Consider the following 18,925-nt stretch of genomic DNA (forward strand, 5'->3'; position numbering starts at 1 on the left):
TTCCTTTCTAAAACGTTATTTTAGTATACCAGAAAATGAAATCTGTTTGACATACATTTTTAACTGGAAACCCGGGGGTTGAAGTGATACATTTAAAGGTAGAATGTTTCTAGTAAGATTGTTAAATAAGATCACGGAGCAAGTTTTTCCCGCAAGGAGGTATGACCTGAACATGAGTACGTATTTTCAATATGATCAGAGATTAGGAATAGATATTCCGAAGCTCGAGAGTGAGTGGGAGTCCTACTCGTCTGAAGTGCGCGCTGATATTTTGTTCCGTTGGGAACAAATTCGCGGAGCCATTCCCGACCGGATCATTAAGCTGGAGGGAGCCATTATTGTAAAGCAAAACCAGCTTGATCACGAAGATGATTTTCCGACCTCGTGCCGTTTGAATTCGGAGATAGCCGATTTGGCAAGTACGATAAACGACCTGCATTTATGGTTTCGTATAAACCAGGATTTAGAAGCGAAAGTTCATCACTAATAACAGGTGTAGATCAAGGTCAACTGTCAACTTTATTATGTATAGAATGGGAGTGACTGGCATGCATAGCAACAAGGATGAGGCCGTTTGGCTGGAAGCAATTGCGAAGCCGCTGCTGGAGCATTTGCCTTCTTTGTACCCGTCAGAACAATGGGATACAGCGATGGATGCGCGTATTGAAGAACTGTTATTGGAAAAGCTTACTAAGGGGACGACAGAAGATGAGCCATATGGAATGGCCATTAAAGCTGGTCTTTTTTTGCTAAATGAAAGCTTGGATAAATCCCACGATATTGCCCAGGAAATTACGAATACATCTGGAAGCTATTGGCACGCTTTGATGCACCGGATGGAAGGTGATTATAGCAATGCAAAGTACTGGTTTAATGATGTGGGGCATCACCCCATTTTTTCAAATCTTATCCAGTGTGTGAGAAATTATTTGACGGTCAAAGATCTTGCGGATATGGATAACGACGCTCTGCGCTCTAAACTGGAAGTGCTTATAACGTCGCCTGTCTGGAATCCGTGTGTGTTTGTAGATGCCGTGGAGCTGCAAGTATCCCATGTTCAGAATGCTACGGTAGAAATTTGGCTGCGGCATATTCAGCGCTATGAAATGCAGCTGCTACTGCAATATTGCTATGAACAAAGTTGTGGAGGAAGTTTGCTTGAAGCAATTGGACAGAAGTAGTGTGAAAGTTCCACGAGGCCCGTTTAGGCTAATGGTGAGGGTATATCGGTACATTTTGCCGGAAGTTGACAGCCAGCTATCGCTTTGGAAACAAGCGGCAGAACGTATTCCGGATACAGAGCTGCGGACGCAAGCTTTAGCCAGCATTGCGACGAAACAGTTTCACTGTCAAGGTGGGGCTGTATACGCTGCGGCGAATTTGTCGATGCGGCATGTATTAATTCCGTTAATCGTTGCTTTTCAAACGATTAGCGATTATTTAGATAATCTGTGCGATCGCAGCACTTCGTTGGATCCGCTCGATTTCCGCCAGCTTCATCAGGCGATGCTGGATGCCGTTGACCCATCTGCGCCTCTTCATGATTATTACGCGTACCGGCAGGAAAAGGACGATGGAAATTACCTTAACGATCTTGTCAAAACGTGTCAATCCTGCATCTGCCTGCTGCCTTCCTATGGCTTGGTAGAAAACCACGTTCGCGGACTCGTTTCTTTATACTGTGACTTACAGGTGTACAAGCACATCCGCAAGGATCAGCGCGAGCCACAGCTGTTGGGATGGTGGGATCAGCACCAGAGCAGTTACGGCTCTATTAGCTGGAATGAGTTTGCTGCGGCAACGGGTTCAACGCTGGGCATGTTCATGTTGTTCTTGGCAGCCTGCGAACCGGACTTGCAGACGAAACAGGTGGAACACATACGTGAGGCGTATTTCCCATATGTGTGCGGTTTACACATTTTACTCGATTATTTGATCGATCAGGAAGAGGACATCATTGGCGGAGATTTGAACTTCTGCAGCTACTATGATTCAATGGACGCGACAGTTCATAGAATCGCTTTCATTGCGCAAGAAGCTCGAGAGAAAATTTTATGCTTGGAACATCCTCGATTTCATCGTATGATAATTGAAGGTCTGCTTGCTTTATATTTGTCTGACCCTAAGGTCAATCATCAACAGCAAGTTAAACAAATTTCCAGACGTCTAATGAAAAATAGTCCATTAACCCGGTTATTTTTCTGGCTAAATAGTATGTACATAAGAACAACATCATGAAGCAAACTCATGAGAATTTGAAGGAGGACATGGTATGTCAGCAGTAAAATCAATTGCCGTATTAACTAGCGGTGGCGACTCTCAGGGGATGAATGCAGCCGTTCGAGCTGTTGTAAGGAGTGCGCTGTATCACGGATTGGAAGTGTATGCCGTACAACGTGGATATCATGGTCTGATTAACGATGATATCCGTAAAATGGATCTTCGCAGTGTAGGAGATATCATCCAACGCGGAGGGACGATCCTGCAAACGGCCCGTTGCAAAGAGTTTATGACACTGGAAGGTCAACAAATCGGTGCAGAGAACTTGCGCAAGCGAGGCATTGACGGATTGGTTGTAATCGGTGGTGACGGCTCCTATCAAGGTGCGAACAAGCTTAGCAAGTTGGGCATTCGCACAATGGGTCTCCCGGGGACGATTGATAACGATATTCCCTTCACAGACTTTACGATTGGTTTCGATACGGCGGTTAGTATCGTAGTTGATGCAATCAACAAGCTTCGCGATACCATGACTTCCCATGAACGCTCATCTGTAGTTGAAGTAATGGGACGCCACTGTGGCGAGATCGCGCTGTATGCCGGTTTAGCAAGCGGCGCAGAGACGATTATCGTGCCTGAAGTAGCGATTAATATTGATGAAGTGGCGAACCGGATGAAAGATAATTTCTCTCATGGCAAACGTCACAGTATCATCCTCGTTGCCGAGGGAGCTGGTACTGGCGAGGGAATCGCCAAGCAAATCACGGAACGCAATGGAATTGAACCGCGTGTTACAGTTCTCGGTCATATTCAACGCGGTGGAGCGCCAACCCATAATGACCGGATTTTGGCAAGCCGTCTAGGCGACTTTGCTGTACGCAAACTAATGGAGGGCGAATCCTCCAAAGGCTGCGGCGTCATTAAAGGCGAATTAGTTGCAACCGATATCGATGTGGTAGTCAATACAAAGCGTTCGTTCAATACCGAACTGTATGAATTGGCTCAGCGTCTGTCCCAATAAGCCAGAATAGGCGAAGAGGGCTGTATGTACAGGGGATATGGGCAGCAAAAATTATAAACAATCCTGATCCCGCTGCTTGAGAATCACCAGCTGCCTGATGGATCGATCTACATTCCGTTAGCGCTTCGGCCTTATATGAGAGGCATGGCTTCAATACCGAGCAAATAAATAAGCGTACCTCCTCCTGTACTTATTAGGAAGAGGTACGTTTTTCCGTTTAGTAGCCTTCGTTAAGATTGACGACATTCATCATGTCGCCTCCATCCAGCATGACGCGAATATTATGGTAAACAATTGCGGATGCGCGCTCTGTATAATGGACAGATGAGCCGGCAATATGAGGGGTTACAATGACATTGTCCAATCGCCAAAGCGGGGAGGATGCTGGCAAGGGTTCATGTTCGAATACATCAAGCGCAGCTCCTGCGAGCCTCCCTTTTTGCAGCGCGTCAATTAAGGCTTCTTCATCAATGACATCACCGCGGGCCAAATTAATAAGGAATGCGCTGGGTTTCATAAGGGTGAGGTGATCTGTAGTCAAAAATCGGCGTGTTTTGGAGGTGCTGGGCAGCAGAAGAACGATAAAATCACTTTCAGTTAGCAACTGCTGGAGACCCTCTTCTCCGTGGAACATATGATCAAAAGCGGGCTGAGGCTTACCTGATCGATTCAAGCCAATGACATTCATATCGAAAGCCTTCGCTTTGCGTGCAATGGCTTCGCCAATAGCTCCGGCGCCTACGATGCCTATCGTTTTACCATAGAGTTCTCCGAACGTGATCTGAGAATCCCAGATCTGCTTCTGTTGAAAACCGTGCAGTATATTCGATTTCCGAACCCATTGAAGCATTAAACTAATCGTAAACTCGCTCATTTGAATGGTATGTACGCCTCGTGCGTTTGTCAGCGTGATTCCACGTTCGGCTAGCTCCTTGAGGGGCAATTTGTCGACGCCTGCCGAGAGGGTCTGTATCCATTTCACATTTTCAGCTAGCTTCATGATAGTGGGGTTCATACGGCCTGCTGTTACAATGGCATCTGCGTCAGGGAGGTAATCATATGCGGCTTCTGAGCTTTTGAACCAATGGAATTGGATGCGATTCTTTAAATCTTCGGGCATGGCGTTGCTTACATAGGTAAGATCCATTCCTGTGATAGCTACAATTTTCATAAATGCGATCAACTCCTATCATTACTTTTATAGGGATACGGTCTGGTGTTATTTCTCGTAACATAATAAACAAATTGCTAGGTAAAGTAAATAAAATGAGTTTTACGATAGGATAGTTTAAACGAAGAAACACCCCGAGAGCATGAGGCTCTTAGGGTGTTTTGGTTAGTAATTTACATTGGGTGTGTAGTTGTTATTGGCATTCCACAGTAAAAACTCGTCAACACCATTTTCCTTCAGTGCCCGGATCTGTTCTTCCACCTCGTGCTTGCCATACTTGATGTAGCCTGGTACCCATGAAGCGGTGAAGTCTTGAATCCAAGGACGAATAATAGGTTTCAAGCCCTTTTTATCGATTTCAATGAGTTTCTTATTCGTATCGATGGACGCTCCATTAATGGTTTGGAACGGAGCGGCGTCCGGTACCTTAGATCCAAACCATCCCGTGCTGTAATGGCTCGGATAGATCATGGGACTAATAACATCGACATTTTGTGAGATTTTTTCAAAATCCTGGCCAATGCCTTCAGCCGCAGGAACCGATGCGGCATATCCGAAAATATCAACCGATACGCGGACGCCAAGCGGCTGCAACTGCTCCTTGGCATATTTCACAAAAGCAGAAACGGCTTCAATTCGGGTGCGCTCATCCTTCGTATACTTCAAAATGTCGGCTCTTTTCTCAAAGCCTTCAGGGAAACGTACATAATCGAATTGGATCTCTTTAAAACCAGCTTTGACAGCTTCTTTAGCAACAGCAATGTTGTAATCCCAAACATCTTTGTTATAAGGATTCACGAAGCTATCGGGTGGATTTTTACCATTGCCCCATAGCTTTCCGTCAGGGTTGAGGAAGGAGAGTTCCGGCTTCTTTTTGGCAAGAACAGTGTCTTTAAAGACAACAATTCGACCAATCGGATAAATTTTATGTTCGCTCAAGGTGTTCATCAATCCTGGCATATCGCCGATAATCTTCTGTGTGGTTCCCATTGCATCCAGATCGGGGTTTCCTGTTTCCCAGGTTATGTAGCCCCAATCATCTTTCACATCGATAACTAACGAATTGAGCTCTGTGTCATCGAGCAGTTTCAAGAGCGTATTCAGTCGGCCGCCTCCTGCGCTGTGAGCGGTTGCATACACACCTTTAATTTTGGGTGCATCTTTCTGTGGATCTTGCTTGTTGACGGGAGCCAATGGATCCGCGCCTGGGGCTGGGACAGTTTGAACAATTGCATTCTTCGCATTCAAGGATGCTTGAACGAATTGCTCGAAGTCTGCATCCGGGTTAGCTGCTGAGACATTGCCCCAGATCATCGCTAAAGAAGCCAGTAAAATTTCCATGATGAATAAGTCCTCTCCCATCTATGATTCTATGTTTTATTATAATGCAAGCAGCGTACTCCGCACAGAGGAAATTTGTAGATGTTTGTAGAAAAATGATGTGATGGGCAGCTCAATTGGATAAATAACGTCGGGGTGTGAATGTGGGGGATAGTGGATTTCAGCCAACAAAAAAAACACCCGGATTGCATGAATGAATGCCGGGTGTTTTAATTATTTGTTCTGATCTCGTCCTGATTCTGTTTTTGTCACTTCTGCGGGATTGATTTCTTTGCGTGCCGGCTGATCTTCAGAAGAAGAAGCAAGGCCATTGCCCGTAGTAGCGTCTTTAAACTCTCTGAACATCTTACCAAAACCGCGTCCCAACTCAGGCAGCTTGCTAGGCCCAAATAGTAGCAGCGCTACAACAGCAATTAAGATAACATGCCATGCGGAAAAAGGTCCCATACGTGCACCTCCATAATTTCGACTTATTATATATTACCATGAACTCATCATAAACTATATACCCTAAATATTACAAACCCATTAACTTTTCTCCCAAGGCCAATTAAAGACGCCTTAATGGTAATAGGCGTCTTTATGATGTTCCGAAATGCTAAATTGAATAATTTCCATAACATCGTCTGCCGCGAGCGCCTCTAATCCATGTCGGAGGACAATCTCGGAATCCAACTCATGGCTGGTAAGAAAAGAATACAACTCCGGTGTTAATTTCATCACAATCCTGGATAACTTGACTGTCTCCACAAGCATCACCCTTCCAATCAGAAGATTAGAATAAGACCTACGCCTGAACCACTCGGTTTGAACCAGAACTATATGAAATTACAATTTCTATTATAACACAAATTGACTCGTATAGAAGGGGCTGTTTTCATCAATTATGACTATTTGAGCTTACGGAATTCCCCGACAACGCCTACCGTTTCCACAATATTGACGAATGCTTTAGGATCCAACTCCTTAATAATTCTCTTTAATTCGGCGAGCTCGTATCGGGTCGTTACCGTCATGAGCATATCATGCTGCTGCTTGGTATAGGCACCTTCCGTTTTCACAAGTGTTACACCTCGCGGAAGCAGCAGAAGCCGATCAAGCAGTTCGTCTTTTTGCTTCGTCACGATGAATGCAGTTACTTTAACGTGACGAATATGTATCGTATCGACGACTTTGCCGCTGATATAAATAGCTAACATGGAATATAAGGCTAAATCCCAGTTTTGTTTGTAATAAGCAAGTGCGATAATAACAACGCCATTCAAGGATGAAAGGACGGTACCGAGAGGGAAATCATAGTGTCTTGTTAAAATGGAACCCACAATATCAAAGCCACCGCTAGAACCGCCGATTCTTAGTGTAATACCGCTTCCGATTCCAATGAGAACCCCTCCGAATACAGCTCCTAGTATGGGAGCTTGAGCAACGTAGCTTGTTGGAATAACCTGCATCATCCATACAGTGAGAATAACGGAAAGCACGCTGACAATGATAAACCTGCGCCCCAGTTTCACTAACCCCCAAAATAAAAGAGGCAAATTAAAAATGAGGTACAAAAAGCTAATGTCCCAATTCGTAAAATAACCAATGATCATCGCGATTCCTGAAACACCGCCGCTTAATAACTGATGCGGGATTAAGAACATGTTAAAGCCTACTGCGACAAGCAGTGCGCCAAGGAGAATAACGAGGGCGTCTAGCGCTTTTTTCAAACCTAATCACCTCTAAAATAGTATGCAACATAAAGCCAGTATAATTCATTCCGATAAAAGTTCAATAATTATTTAACCAGTGTTTAATAAAAAGAGGGAGTTGAAAAAAGCTGAGTCCGATAGATGGACTCAGCTTTAGTTTCGATATCTTTATTTTCGCTTATTAAAGGAACCTGAACGGGTGCTCGTGCTCGGTTTGCTGCCCGATGGTTTAGTAACCTTATTCGGTGTAGAGCCATCGTTCTTGCGATTTGTGGACGCACTTCCCGTATTCGAACTGCCAGTTCCTGTTTTGAAACTTCCTGTGCGATCTGAGGTCGTTGGGTTCTTGTCTTTGGATGTATCTGTTGTTGGCGAAGTAGATGTTCCGCCTCCAGTATTATAGGAGGGGGTTCGGGTATATCCGCGGTAATCATAGGAAGTACGATTGTTGAACCAACTGCCGCCGAACATGGATTGAAGCAGGGTGGCTGTCAAATACCCTTGCAAGAACGAGGAATCATAGTGGCTCTTTGCATATTGAATACTATCAATCTGGACCAGTGTGTTATGGCTCTCTTTCGGATCTTTTTGAATATTTATTACTTTATCGTTGTAGACAAGGAACATCTGGTCATCCGATTCCTTGCTCTTTTCTTTTGGTGATTCCTTCGCGGCCAATTCGGACGCAACAGCAGGTACTGTTTTGCCTTCTACGGAATATACCTTGGACATGTTATTGCCATTTCCGTCTGCGCTAACTAACGGATACTGATTCTTCACGTAGCTGGCTGCGTCAGCGCCACAAGCGGTCAACAGAGAGATGGTCAATAGGAAAGCAAGCCATGAAGTCCACTTTTTCAACTTGGGTATCCCTCCTTTCCTAACTTCAATAATCATATCACAGGCTCTCTTAGAGAGTCGATTTCAAAAATTTGATCTGATTGCCAGGTGTCCGTTCACCTTCCAGTGCAACAAATTTGCCATCCTGCCATTGGAGGAAAAAGAAACGGTTGTCTGGTCCGAAGTAACGCCAGAACGTGACGTCATCGCCGGTACGGAAATCCGTATTTCCTTCTGTCCGCGACATGTCATTCCGATAATTCTCAAGTTCAAACGTAACATCTCCGTCAAGTTCCAGACGCGAAGGCACATCATTCGGATCATCCAGTGCTCCTTCAATGAAATCACAGATGAAACAATCATAGGTTCGCCCTTTTTCGACAATTAGACACTTCATATTTTTACCACTTTGTAGATAGTATGCGTATCGGTGAGGCGCGAAGCCGCGGTCAAAGTAAATCACTTTGCCGGAAATAACGTATTCCTCTAGGTCGACATTCACAATATCTCCAACCTTTGCTTCCTCAAGTGGACTGCCGACGGGAATTGTTGCAGATTCTTGTTTTTGACTGCGTAGGATGTTGCTGACTCGTTTAAAAATTGACATAGAAAACTCTCCTCTAATCCGTTTGTCGTTCTTCCCTTTAATACGTTTAGGTTACACATAAGGTTTCGTTCTGATTTATGAAGACCCCTCTGGAAATGTGTGTATGACTTGTGATATAATATTCGAGATATTCTTAAGGGCGGCCAGTTGGATCATGGATGATGTGAATCGTAAGTGTATTCCACTAAGAAACTATAGATACGGATAGGAAGTCGTACTTAAGGGTAAAAAAGATACAAGGCATTAGCCTGCCCTGTACAAAAGGAGATTGGATAGATTGAAAACATTTCAAGAGTTTGGTTTAGAACCAACGATTTTACGAGCGATTACGGAGATGGGCTTTGAAGAGTCCACGCCGATTCAAGAAAAAACGATTCCATTAGCAATGGAAGGCCGTGATTTGATCGGGCAAGCACAAACGGGAACAGGAAAAACAGCTGCTTTCGGTATTCCGCTTGTTAACAAAATCAATGTTAAAGAAGAGCGCATTTCTGCTTTAATCATGTGCCCTACACGTGAACTTGCCATACAGGTTGCGGAAGAGGTTGAAAAACTCGGCCGTTTCAAAGGCATTCGTTCTCTTCCTATTTATGGTGGACAGGACATCGTTAAACAAATTCGCGCTTTGAAGAAAAAACCGCAAATCATTATCGGTACCCCTGGACGTCTTCTTGATCATATTAATCGCAAAACGATTAAACTTGACGATGTCAAAACCGTTATTTTGGACGAAGCAGATGAAATGCTTGATATGGGCTTCATGGAAGACATTCAGTCCATTCTTAGCTTGGTACCGGCTGAGCGCCACACGATGTTGTTCTCCGCTACAATGCCGGTTAACATCCAAAAGCTTGCGCAGCAATTCCTGAGTAACCCTGAGCACGTTTCTGTCATTCCTAAGCAAGTAAGCGCGCCATTGATCGACCAAGCTTACATTGAATTGCATGAGAAGCAAAAATTCGAAGCATTGAGCCGTTTGATTGATATGGAAGCTCCGGAACTTGCGATCATTTTCGGACGCACGAAACGCAGAGTTGACGAATTGGCGGAAGCTTTGCAAAAAAGAGGTTACGCGGCTGAAGGCCTCCATGGTGACCTTTCCCAAAACCAACGCGATAACGTAATGAGAAAATTCCGTGACGGCAGTATTGATGTACTTGTAGCAACGGATGTAGCTGCACGGGGATTGGATGTATCTGGCGTAACTCACGTTATTAACTTTGACTTGCCGCAAGATCCAGAAAGCTATGTACACCGTATTGGTCGTACAGGCCGCGCAGGTAAAGAAGGTACAGCTTGGACGTTCGTAACGCCAAGAGAAATCGACCACCTTCACTTCATTGAAAAAGTAACTCGTCATCGCATTAACAAAAAGCCGCTGCCTAGCTTAGCGGAAGCGATTGAGGGCAAACAAAAAATGACAGCTGAGCGCATTCTTGATGTTATGCAGAATGAAACCCAAGCTGAATTCAAAGGTCTTGCCATTCAAATGTTGGAACAATATGATTCCGTTAACCTGCTTGCTGCTGCTATGAAGCTTCTGACTGGCGAGAAAAAAGAAGTGGAAATCGAATTGACACCTGAAGATCCAATTCGTGCCAGAAAGAAAAAATTCGACGTACGCAGCTCCGGCAGACGTGTTGGCGGCGGATACGGATCTGGTGGATCAGGCGATCGCAGAAACGATCGTCAAGGCGGTTATGGCGGAGGCAATTCTGGCTCCCGTTATCCGCGTAAGGATGGAAATAGAGAATATGGTTCCAGAGAGGGTGGCGAAGGCCGCAGCTCTTCATCATCTTCCCGCAATCGCGAGTACGGCAACAACAGCGGTAACCGCGACCGTTCCAGAGCACCTCGCAAAAGCGAAGAAACACTTGTTAACAAATAAAATGATGGCATGAAAATAAACAAAAGGCGGAGATCCTAAGGATCAACGCCTTTTGCCTAATTTGGACCAAGTTAGTCATCGGTTAGATGACGAAAGAGCTAGTGATGATAACAAGCAGTATAAAAAGAACCAAAATTGCGCCTGCAGATGTTCCAACTGGATGAGACATAGTATCAACCTCCTGAGAAATGTATTGGGGATGATTCGCTTTGACAATACTATATTATGTAAATTGACCTACACGGACTAGACGTCTACCTATATGATCAAAAATAGGCTATAATTAATACATAACAAACGCATATCGTACATGTACTGACATCAGCTTTCAATAGGAGAGCTCTAAGGAGGACACAGTTTTGGAGTTTAGAGGAGTTATGGGAGGATTATACAAAATCTCGGAATGGATCATGCGTCTCTCTGTGATTAATCTTCTCTGGATGTTGTGCTCTATACCGGTATTCTTTTTTGGTTTCATGGGACTGGTGAGCCAATCACAGGATGCTTTAATCTCGACGCTTCCTATTCTTGCCGTTTTGGCACCGTTTACTTTTTTTCCGGCAACGGCTGCTATGTTTACGGTTACGCGAAAATGGGTGACGGGCGAAGAGGATGTGCCGTTGTTAAAGACATACTTCCGTGGTTATAAAGAGAACTATGTGCAAAGTATGGTTGGCGGTATTTTCTTTATTATTATTTTCGCTATTATTATCGTGAACTATTTCTTTTACATCAAGCAAGGAAGCTCACTGAAAATTTTAGCTGTGCTGTTTATTGCTTTTACTGTCATCGCAACGATCGCGTTATTTAATTTTTTCTCAATTATGGTTCATCTTCATATGAAGATCTTTCAAATTTTTAAGAATTCGATTCTTATTACGATTGGCAACCCGATCAATTCCATTGTTTTACTGCTCTGTAATGGAGCTATCGTTTATATTTGCTTGACGAAACTTAATTTTTTCCTGGTCGTGTTCTTCATGGGCAGCATTGTCGCAACGTTCTCTTTCTGGCAATTTAACCGTAGCTTCACGAAGCTGCAAATCAAACAACAGGAACTTGAAGAAAAAGAACAGCAGAAATTAGCGGAGGCGCAAGCCGAAGAGGAAACTCAAATTGAGCTAGCGGAGCATGTCGGGCCAATTGATGAGGAAGAAGCTGCCAAGTATAAGAAAGATGTGAATGAGAAGAATAGAGAGTAAACCTACCAGTTGAAAAAGCCTGTAGGCAGCTCTATAATAAGAACTACAAAAGAATCCTGCGATGTTCGTTTCGGTTTTAAGTTGTTTTAAACCAATGACTGTTTCTAGGGAGACCTATATTGAGTTGTGGCTGACATGCCCTCGAAAGGGGACCTCAAAAACAATTCTGCGGACACCCACCTGCGAGAGCGGGTTTGAAGCACAGAAACTGGACGGCATAGGCGGGTTTCTTTTTTTGTCTACATCGAATATCGAAAAAGAACCGCCGAATTGGCGGTTCTTTTTGCTAATACTATTGTGAACGATGTTTAATGACCGGCTAGATCGCTTAATTGATGGAACGTGCTTTGAAGTGTAGTGTATAAACCGCGATAAATTTGATAATAGGCTTCGTATTTCTGATGGTTAGCCTCAATTGGTTTTACCCGGTCAACGACTTGAATCCATTTCTCGCAAAGAGTCGTGATGTCTTCGCTTAAAACTGCCGATGCAGCCATGATGGCAGCGCCATATGCAGGTCCATCGGTTGAATTTACGGTAACGACCGGAATACCAAAGATATCGGCAATCATTTGACGCCAGAACAGACTTTTTGCGCCTCCGCCATTTACGCGAAGCTCAGTTATTTCAATTCCGGATTCTTTCATAAGCTGCAAGGAATCCCGGAGGCCGAATGTAATGCCTTCGAGAAGTGCGCGGGTCAGGTGCGCTTTGCTGTGCCGCATATGAAGTCCAATAAAGCCGCCGCGCGCTTTTGGGTCTGGATGAGGCGTACGCTCTCCTGACAAATAAGGCAGGAACAGCAAGCCTTCGCTTCCTAGGGGAGCAGCAGCCGCTTCTGTGGTCAGAATTTCGTAGACATCTTTCCGCTCTTCATGCGCACGCTCCAATTCCTTATGCGCAAAGTGGTTGCGCCACCACTGGAAGGAACCGCCTGCTGCAAGCATAACACCCATGCGGTGCCATTTGCCTGGCACGCCATGACAGAACGAATGAAGCCGATAGTCTTCATCGACTTGATAAGCGTCATCGTGAACGAAGACGACACCAGATGTGCCCAGCGCCACGGAGGCGATGCCTTGGCGGACAACGCCAACGCCGACGGCGCCGCACGCCTGGTCGCCGCCTCCAGCGACGATCGGCGTACCCGCAGCCAGCCCCGTCAGGCTGGCCACCTCCGGCAGCAGCCGGCCGGCTACGTCGCTGGATTCAAAGAGCGGCGGCAGCCATTCCATCGGAATGTCTAGCCGCTCAGCCACGGTCTGCGACCACCTGCGGTTGGCTACGTCCAGCAGCAGGGTGCCGCTTGCGTCGGCCATGTCCATGCCGAACGCTCCCGTCAGGCGCAGCCTGACGTAGTCCTTCGGCAGCAGCAGATGCCGAACGCGCGCGTAATGCTCCGGCTCATGCTGACGGAGCCAAATGACTTTGGGCGCGGTGAAGCCGGTCAGCGCCCGATTGCCTGTAAGTCCGCCGAGCTCGGCTTTGCCGACGGCCGCCTCGATGTAAGCGCACTGCTCCGCGGTGCGCTGGTCGCACCAGAGCAGCGCAGGGCGGATGACCTGCTGCGCCTCGTCAAGGAATACCGACCCGTGCATTTGGCCGGAGAAGCCGATGCCGGCGACCTCGGCGCCTGAGACGCCGGTCTTCTCAAATAAAGCAAGAATGCCCTGTACAGTGGCATTCCACCAGTCTTCAGGATGCTGTTCAGCCCAGCCCGGGTGGGGCTGTTGCAGCGGATATTCCACGCTATGGTTGCCAATGACGCAGCCGTGGTCATCCACTAATATGCATTTGACTGCTGAGGTTCCTAAATCCAATCCCATGAAATACGACATGTGTTGATCTCCCTTTGTGTGAAGTTAATTGTATAATGCTATTCATTATCTTTGTTTGTTTATTAAATATACAAAGAATGCTTTATACTATATTCGCACGCGAGAACGGAATTCCTTCTTTTTGCATAAGATTATTCTACTGAGTCCGGTGCCTAGATTATTTTCCTGCTTCCCAAATCAAACTCATTTCATGCCACTGGATGCCTCCATGTGCTGAAGAGGAAGGGGAGTCATACCGAAAACCGTGCTTTTCATAAAAACTTATTAAATGTTCTTCACACATTAGAATGATTCCTTTTAATTGATCTTTCTGGGCTTGTTGAATGACATGCTGAAGTAAAGTAGAAGCAATTCCTTTGCGTTGATGTTTAGGATGCACGGCAATTGTAAGGACACAGAAATACGCACCGTCGACTGTGAATTCCGCTGCTTGTTTAATGCTGTCATCGGCCAAATGCATATGAGGGAGACGGACGCCATTGGTAACCCCAGCGATTTCATTAGGGCTCGTTTCAGCGACTAGAAAGTAAGTTCCAAACTTATCGCTTCTTAGTATAAATGCTTCTAGCGAAGCGGCGGCTTCTGGCGGATAAACCATGCGCTCTATGGTATAAGCTTCTAAAATATCTTGTTCAGTTAAGGCTGGACGAATGATCATGGCAAGTAATCTCCTTTATATTGGATATGTCACGGAAAAATTTTTCCCTAGTGAAACATTCTTTCGTATGCACATAATTGTTAGACTATAGCATAATATAGAATTCTGTAGTATAATTACACTTAAAGTTTCCTTGGTACAACATTATTGGATGTGAGAAAGAAGGGATCATAGATGGAAGTGGCTTACAAGAAATCTGAACAGGAGCTAAGCGGTTGGAAAAGAAAGTCTCCGAATCCCAGCTTGCCCGAGGTTCATCAAAGTTTACATGTGCCGAAGAAGGCAGGTTTCTTCCGTAAACTGCTTGCCTTTATCGGACCCGGCTATCTTGTAGCTGTTGGATATATGGATCCGGGTAACTGGGCGACGGATTTAGCCGGAGGCTCCCAATTCGGATACACGTTATTATCTGTTATTTTAATTTCGAATTTAATGGCGATTCTCCTGCAAGCCTTGTCTGGACGACTTGGAATTGTGACAGGCAGAGATCTAGCCCAAGCGTGTAGAGATCATTACAGTAAGCCCGTTTCTTTCGCGTTATGGATCCTGTGCGAGCTTGCTATTGCCGCATGTGATTTAGCTGAAGTGATTGGGGCTGCCATTGCGCTTAATTTACTTTTCGGGATTCCGCTTATTTACGGGGTCATTCTCACAGCTTTAGATGTCCTCTTGGTGCTTTTGCTTCAAAAGAAGGGCTTCCGGTACATCGAAGCTATGGTCATCAGTTTGATGCTGCTTATCATTGTTTGTTTTGTTTTTGAGCTTATTTTTTCTCATCCGGATTTAAAGGCGGTTGCTGTAGGCTTTATTCCTACAACGCAAGTTGTAACGAACCCGGCGATGCTTTATATTGCTTTAGGAATTCTAGGTGCGACAGTCATGCCGCATAACTTATATTTACATTCTTCTATCGTACAAACTCGAAAAATCGAGCCAACCGTCGAAGGCAAGCGTTCCGCCATAAAATTCGCTACAATTGATTCTACCGTAGCTTTGATGCTTGCGCTATTTGTAAATGCAGCGATACTTATTCTTTCTGCCGCGGCATTCCATTCAGCTGGCACGGAAGTCGCTGAAATTCAGGATGCCTACAAGCTGCTTGGACCTATGCTTGGTACTGGAGCGGCGAGTATATTGTTTGGAGTGGCGCTTCTTGCATCGGGTCAGAACTCGACGCTTACAGGTACGCTAGCAGGCCAGATTGTTATGGAAGGCTTCCTGAACATCCGGCTCGCACCATGGCTTCGTCGTTTAATCACACGACTCATTGCTATTGTTCCAGCTGTTATTGTTATTGGTATTTATGGTGAGAGCGGGGCAACAGATTTGCTTGTCCTCAGTCAGGTCATCCTGTCCCTGCAATTGTCGTTCGCTGTCATTCCTCTCGTTAAGTTTACGTCTGACCGTAAAAAAATGGGGGAACTCGTTGCACCTAAATGGATGGTTATTTTAAGTTGGATCGTTGCGATCGTTATTGCAGCATTGAATGTATATTTACTCTACGGCACAATTTTTAAATAATTACTCGCGTATACACAAAAGCAGGGATGATATTCATCTCCTGTTTTTTTGTTGTATTCATCACTTTGTTTTCATGGTCTTTTCATATTCCCTCTTTTTCTTAAGGATAAACAATGGTAAGATATAAAATAGTGTAGATATGGCAAGCAGTTGATACACTTCATTGAAGGGGGCAAGGCTTTTGCTAAAGAGAACTTTGATAGGATTGCTTCGCAGTCATGAGTCAACCGGAGATAAAGCGAGAGATCCGCTGCTAAAAACAAGGTACTACAAACTTCCAAAAGATCAGGTGTGGGAAGAGGTTACAGCCGTTTTGAAGAAAACGCCTGGTTATAAACTTCTTCACGAAGTTCAAAACGTTGGGGAAATTCTGGCCGAACGCCGTACGATGCTAGGCAGAACTCAAGATGTTACCTTAACATTGTTTGGAATTAATCCGGTTAAGACAGCTGTTGATATCTATTCTGCATCACGGGGTTCCATGGGAGATCTGGGTTCGAATTATCGTACGATTTTGGATATTTATAAACAATTAGATCGTAAACTTGCCTCTTATAAAATTGATGGATAAAAAAAACAGCAGGGAAGCTTGGCCTCCTTGCTGTTTTTATTTTATTTAGATTAAATCAAATTTTTTACAGCTGTTACCGCAGCTTCATAGTTTGGATGTGAAGTCATTTCGCCGAGATATTCAACGTATTGAACAGTGTCATTAGCATCGATGACAAAGATAGCACGCATATCGAGTTGAAGTTCTTTAATCAGAACACCATAAGCTTCGCCAAAGGATTTGGTTTTGTAGTCGGACAAAGTGATCACTTTATCGATTCCAGCGGCACCGCACCAACGGGATTGTGCAAATGGAAGGTCAACGCTGATTGTAAGCACGGTTACATTGTCACCTAAGCCAGCAGCTTCTTCGTTAAAACGACGTGTTTGAGCGTCGCATACGCCTGTATCCAATGATGGAACAACGCTGATCAATTTTACTTTTCCTGCGTAATCTGCGAGTGTAACTTGATTCAGTAAATCTTTGTTAACTGTGAAATTAGGTGCTTTGTCGCCTACTTTAACTTCAGGTCCTACCAAAGTGATCGGGTTGCTTTTAAAGGTAGCAACGCCTGTGCGTTCTTGTGCCATTGTACGGTTTCCTCCTTTATTTTCCAAGCCAAATCTCAACTTATTTATTATAAGCTTTTTGAAGTTAGGTTGTCCAATCGATATAGTAGGGCTATAATTAGATCCGATACGGTAGAGTAAAAAGGATTGTTGGGGGATTCATGAAGTGGAGTTAAGACAACTGCAATATTTCGTGAAAGTTGCTAGAAAACAGCATGTTACGCAAGCTTCAGAGGAGCTTCATGTTGCACAATCAGCTGTTAGCCGACAAATACATTTGTTGGAGGAAGAACTTGGCGTTAAACTGTTCGTACAGAAAGGCCGCAATCTGCAGCTTACTTCTGTTGGAAACTTGTTCTTGAGCCGAGTAGAAGGAATTCTTACTGATTTGGAACGTGCCGTCGGGGAGATTCATGAATTTCTGGATCCGGAGGCGGGGGAAATTCGAATTGGATTTCCGCATAGCGTAGTTATTAATTTATTGCCTGTTGTCATTGCTGCATTTAAAAAAGATCATCCTAATGTCAAGTTTAGGTTGCGTCAAGGAACCTATAACAGCTTGATTCGAGATGTCATCAAAGGGGACATAGATCTCGCTTTCATCTCACCGTTCCCGGAGGCACATGAACATGTCACGGGCGAAATTTTGCTGACTGAAGAATTATTTGCTATTTTGCCTGCCAATCATATATTAGCGGAGTATACATCCATTCGCTTGGAACAGCTCAAACAGGAATGCTTCGTTATGTTCAGCGAGGAATACACGCTTCGTTCCATTGTAATGGAGGCCTGTTTAAAAGCTGGCTTCGTACCGAAGATTGAATTCGAAGGTGAAGAGACCGATACGATCCGCGGGCTTGTTGCTGCGGGTATGGGGGTTAGCCTATTGCCTGATATGGCTCTATTGGAAGGCGGTCAGCTTCAGCCCGCCAAAATACGTGTAACGGACCCCCAGGTGACCCGAACCGTAGGCCTGATAAGTCGCAAAGGTGAGAAGCTGCCTTTGGTAGCGGAAGTATTTAGACGCTTTTTGCTTGAATATTTTCAGCTGTTGAAATAGAAAAAAGCTTTCCTTGTGAGCGTTACTGCGCTGCACGTAAGGAAAGCTTTTCTATTTAGTCGTCGTTGCTGCGACTGTTGAAGATCATAATATACTTTAAAAGCTCAAGGACTGAAATAAGCGCTGCGGCCACATAGGTCAGGGCTGCGGCATTAAGTACTTTGGCTACACCGCGTTCTTCTTCATTAGAAATAAAGCCCTCTGCTACCATCAAGTCGCGTGCTCTTGAGCTGGCATTGAATTCCACTGGCAGCGTAACAAGCTGGAAAGCGACGGCGGCTGCGAAGAATAGAATACCGATGCCAAGCAGCCACGGAATCTGCTGGAAGAAGAAGCCTGCTAAGATCAGAATCGGTGCTATGCCGGATGCGAAGTTAACTACGGGAAACATCTGATGTCTCATGACGAGCATCGGATAGTGTACCTTATGCTGTATGGCATGGCCAACTTCGTGGCAGGCAACTGCTACAGATGAAATAGAGCTTTGGTAGTACACGGGCTCAGACAGCCTTACGACTCTGGCTATGGGATCATAGTGATCGGAGAGTGCGCCAGGCACAGCTTCAATCGGTACATCGTAAAGGCCGTTGGCATCCAGCATACGCCTTGCCGCTTGAGCTCCCGTCATTCCTGAGTAGATGGGAACCTCAGACCACTTGTTAAATGTTCCTCGAACTCGAAATGAAGCCCACAGCGAAAGTCCGAAGGCAATAATAATGAGAAAATCCATCGGGTGAAAAAACAT

At 45.0% G+C, this 18,925-nt stretch carries 20 protein-coding genes and 1 other RNA gene; 10 read left to right on the forward strand and 11 right to left on the reverse strand.

What is annotated here, in order from left to right:
* Nucleotides 1-172 precede the first annotated feature (172 nt).
* The 4 genes from ABRS97_RS04855 to pfkA all read left to right on the forward strand — a co-directional run bounded on the left by ABRS97_RS04855 (nt 173) and on the right by pfkA (nt 3,241).
* Nucleotides 173-487, forward strand: coding sequence for a hypothetical protein (locus tag ABRS97_RS04855; protein WP_367811774.1), 315 nt, complete (start codon nt 173-175; stop codon nt 485-487).
* A 61-nt stretch (nt 488-548) separates the two neighbouring features.
* Nucleotides 549-1,181, forward strand: a complete 633-nt coding sequence (locus ABRS97_RS04860) for a hypothetical protein (protein ID WP_367811775.1) — start codon at nt 549-551, stop codon at nt 1,179-1,181.
* Between the two features lie 31 nt (nt 1,182-1,212).
* A complete protein-coding gene (locus tag ABRS97_RS04865; RefSeq protein WP_367811935.1) occupies nt 1,213-2,238 on the forward strand; it encodes a tetraprenyl-beta-curcumene synthase family protein in 1,026 nt (341 codons plus the stop codon).
* Between the two features lie 34 nt (nt 2,239-2,272).
* Nucleotides 2,273-3,241: a 6-phosphofructokinase gene (pfkA, locus tag ABRS97_RS04870; RefSeq protein ID WP_367811776.1), complete on the forward strand. Its 969-nt coding sequence runs from the start codon at nt 2,273-2,275 to the stop codon at nt 3,239-3,241.
* A gap of 217 nt (nt 3,242-3,458) precedes the next feature.
* Here the strand turns inward: pfkA and ABRS97_RS04875 are convergent, their stop codons facing one another.
* The 7 genes from ABRS97_RS04875 to ABRS97_RS04905 form a co-directional block, all read right to left on the reverse strand.
* Nucleotides 3,459-4,412: a D-2-hydroxyacid dehydrogenase gene (locus ABRS97_RS04875; RefSeq protein WP_367811777.1), complete on the reverse strand. Its 954-nt coding sequence runs from the start codon at nt 4,410-4,412 to the stop codon at nt 3,459-3,461.
* Between the two features lie 165 nt (nt 4,413-4,577).
* Nucleotides 4,578-5,753, reverse strand: a complete 1,176-nt coding sequence (locus ABRS97_RS04880; RefSeq protein WP_367811778.1) for a putative glycoside hydrolase — start codon at nt 5,751-5,753, stop codon at nt 4,578-4,580.
* Between the two features lie 213 nt (nt 5,754-5,966).
* The gene (locus ABRS97_RS04885) at nt 5,967-6,200 is read right to left on the reverse strand and encodes a Sec-independent protein translocase subunit TatA/TatB (RefSeq protein WP_367811779.1); all 234 of its coding nucleotides are present in this window, start codon (nt 6,198-6,200) and stop codon (nt 5,967-5,969) included.
* A 114-nt stretch (nt 6,201-6,314) separates the two neighbouring features.
* Nucleotides 6,315-6,509, reverse strand: coding sequence for a hypothetical protein (locus tag ABRS97_RS04890; protein WP_367811780.1), 195 nt, complete (start codon nt 6,507-6,509; stop codon nt 6,315-6,317).
* Between the two features lie 134 nt (nt 6,510-6,643).
* Nucleotides 6,644-7,465 (reverse strand): YitT family protein, encoded by an 822-nt coding sequence (locus tag ABRS97_RS04895; RefSeq protein ID WP_367811781.1) that lies wholly within the window; start codon nt 7,463-7,465, stop codon nt 6,644-6,646.
* 150 nt (nt 7,466-7,615) lie between these two features.
* A complete protein-coding gene (locus ABRS97_RS04900) occupies nt 7,616-8,308 on the reverse strand; it encodes a DUF4247 domain-containing protein (RefSeq protein WP_367811782.1) in 693 nt (230 codons plus the stop codon).
* 49 nt (nt 8,309-8,357) lie between these two features.
* Nucleotides 8,358-8,894 (reverse strand): DUF4178 domain-containing protein, encoded by a 537-nt coding sequence (locus tag ABRS97_RS04905; protein WP_367811783.1) that lies wholly within the window; start codon nt 8,892-8,894, stop codon nt 8,358-8,360.
* Between the two features lie 277 nt (nt 8,895-9,171).
* Here ABRS97_RS04905 and cshA point away from each other — a divergent pair, with 277 nt between their 5' ends.
* From cshA to ssrS, 3 genes are all read left to right on the forward strand, one after another.
* Complete coding sequence (cshA, locus tag ABRS97_RS04910) at nt 9,172-10,782, forward strand: degradosome RNA helicase CshA (RefSeq protein WP_367811784.1); 1,611 nt, start codon at nt 9,172-9,174, stop codon at nt 10,780-10,782.
* Between the two features lie 359 nt (nt 10,783-11,141).
* Complete coding sequence (locus ABRS97_RS04915; protein ID WP_367811785.1) at nt 11,142-11,984, forward strand: YesL family protein; 843 nt, start codon at nt 11,142-11,144, stop codon at nt 11,982-11,984.
* A gap of 50 nt (nt 11,985-12,034) precedes the next feature.
* A non-coding RNA gene (gene ssrS / locus ABRS97_RS04920) (6S RNA) lies at nt 12,035-12,216 on the forward strand.
* 76 nt (nt 12,217-12,292) lie between these two features.
* Here ssrS and xylB read toward each other — a convergent pair.
* Together xylB and ABRS97_RS04930 are read right to left on the reverse strand one after the other, a co-directional pair.
* Nucleotides 12,293-13,822, reverse strand: coding sequence for a xylulokinase (gene xylB, locus ABRS97_RS04925; protein WP_367811786.1), 1,530 nt, complete (start codon nt 13,820-13,822; stop codon nt 12,293-12,295).
* 157 nt (nt 13,823-13,979) lie between these two features.
* The gene (locus tag ABRS97_RS04930; RefSeq protein WP_367811787.1) at nt 13,980-14,480 is read right to left on the reverse strand and encodes a GNAT family N-acetyltransferase; all 501 of its coding nucleotides are present in this window, start codon (nt 14,478-14,480) and stop codon (nt 13,980-13,982) included.
* Between the two features lie 174 nt (nt 14,481-14,654).
* On the opposite strand from ABRS97_RS04930, the gene ABRS97_RS04935 reads away from it, so the two are divergent.
* Both ABRS97_RS04935 and ABRS97_RS04940 read left to right on the forward strand, forming a co-directional pair.
* On the forward strand, nt 14,655-16,001 hold the full coding sequence (locus tag ABRS97_RS04935) for an Nramp family divalent metal transporter (protein ID WP_367811788.1): 1,347 nt from the start codon (nt 14,655-14,657) through the stop codon (nt 15,999-16,001).
* A gap of 181 nt (nt 16,002-16,182) precedes the next feature.
* Nucleotides 16,183-16,572: a DUF1499 domain-containing protein gene (locus ABRS97_RS04940; protein WP_367811789.1), complete on the forward strand. Its 390-nt coding sequence runs from the start codon at nt 16,183-16,185 to the stop codon at nt 16,570-16,572.
* Nucleotides 16,573-16,622: 50 nt separating this feature from the next.
* Here ABRS97_RS04940 and tpx read toward each other — a convergent pair whose 3' ends face one another.
* Nucleotides 16,623-17,141, reverse strand: a complete 519-nt coding sequence (gene tpx / locus ABRS97_RS04945; protein WP_367811790.1) for a thiol peroxidase — start codon at nt 17,139-17,141, stop codon at nt 16,623-16,625.
* A gap of 145 nt (nt 17,142-17,286) precedes the next feature.
* On the opposite strand from tpx, the gene gltC reads away from it, so the two are divergent.
* Complete coding sequence (gltC, locus tag ABRS97_RS04950; protein ID WP_367811791.1) at nt 17,287-18,180, forward strand: glutamate biosynthesis transcriptional regulator GltC; 894 nt, start codon at nt 17,287-17,289, stop codon at nt 18,178-18,180.
* Between the two features lie 55 nt (nt 18,181-18,235).
* Here gltC and ABRS97_RS04955 read toward each other — a convergent pair whose 3' ends face one another.
* Nucleotides 18,236-18,925 carry a zinc metallopeptidase gene (locus ABRS97_RS04955; protein WP_367811792.1) on the reverse strand — a complete coding sequence of 230 codons (690 nt, stop codon included), beginning with the start codon at nt 18,923-18,925 and terminating at the stop codon, nt 18,236-18,238.

The sequence above is a fragment of the Paenibacillus tabacirhizosphaerae genome, assembly GCF_040812395.1.
Classification (GTDB): domain Bacteria; phylum Bacillota; class Bacilli; order Paenibacillales; family NBRC-103111; genus Paenibacillus_E.

Coding starts and splice junctions, on each gene's coding strand:
- ABRS97_RS04955 (WP_367811792.1), bottom strand. CDS start 18,925: ATGTTTTTTCACCCGATGGATTTTCTCATTATTATTGCCTTCGGACTT.
- ABRS97_RS04935 (WP_367811788.1), top strand. CDS start 14,655: ATGGAAGTGGCTTACAAGAAATCTGAACAGGAGCTAAGCGGTTGGAAA.
- ABRS97_RS04905 (WP_367811783.1), bottom strand. CDS start 8,894: ATGTCAATTTTTAAACGAGTCAGCAACATCCTACGCAGTCAAAAACAA.
- ABRS97_RS04860 (WP_367811775.1), top strand. CDS start 549: ATGCATAGCAACAAGGATGAGGCCGTTTGGCTGGAAGCAATTGCGAAG.
- ABRS97_RS04930 (WP_367811787.1), bottom strand. CDS start 14,480: ATGATCATTCGTCCAGCCTTAACTGAACAAGATATTTTAGAAGCTTAT.
- ABRS97_RS04880 (WP_367811778.1), bottom strand. CDS start 5,753: ATGGAAATTTTACTGGCTTCTTTAGCGATGATCTGGGGCAATGTCTCA.
- ABRS97_RS04885 (WP_367811779.1), bottom strand. CDS start 6,200: ATGGGACCTTTTTCCGCATGGCATGTTATCTTAATTGCTGTTGTAGCG.
- pfkA (WP_367811776.1), top strand. CDS start 2,273: ATGTCAGCAGTAAAATCAATTGCCGTATTAACTAGCGGTGGCGACTCT.
- ABRS97_RS04875 (WP_367811777.1), bottom strand. CDS start 4,412: ATGAAAATTGTAGCTATCACAGGAATGGATCTTACCTATGTAAGCAAC.
- ABRS97_RS04855 (WP_367811774.1), top strand. CDS start 173: ATGAGTACGTATTTTCAATATGATCAGAGATTAGGAATAGATATTCCG.
- ABRS97_RS04890 (WP_367811780.1), bottom strand. CDS start 6,509: ATGCTTGTGGAGACAGTCAAGTTATCCAGGATTGTGATGAAATTAACA.
- xylB (WP_367811786.1), bottom strand. CDS start 13,822: ATGTCGTATTTCATGGGATTGGATTTAGGAACCTCAGCAGTCAAATGC.
- ABRS97_RS04865 (WP_367811935.1), top strand. CDS start 1,213: ATGGTGAGGGTATATCGGTACATTTTGCCGGAAGTTGACAGCCAGCTA.
- tpx (WP_367811790.1), bottom strand. CDS start 17,141: ATGGCACAAGAACGCACAGGCGTTGCTACCTTTAAAAGCAACCCGATC.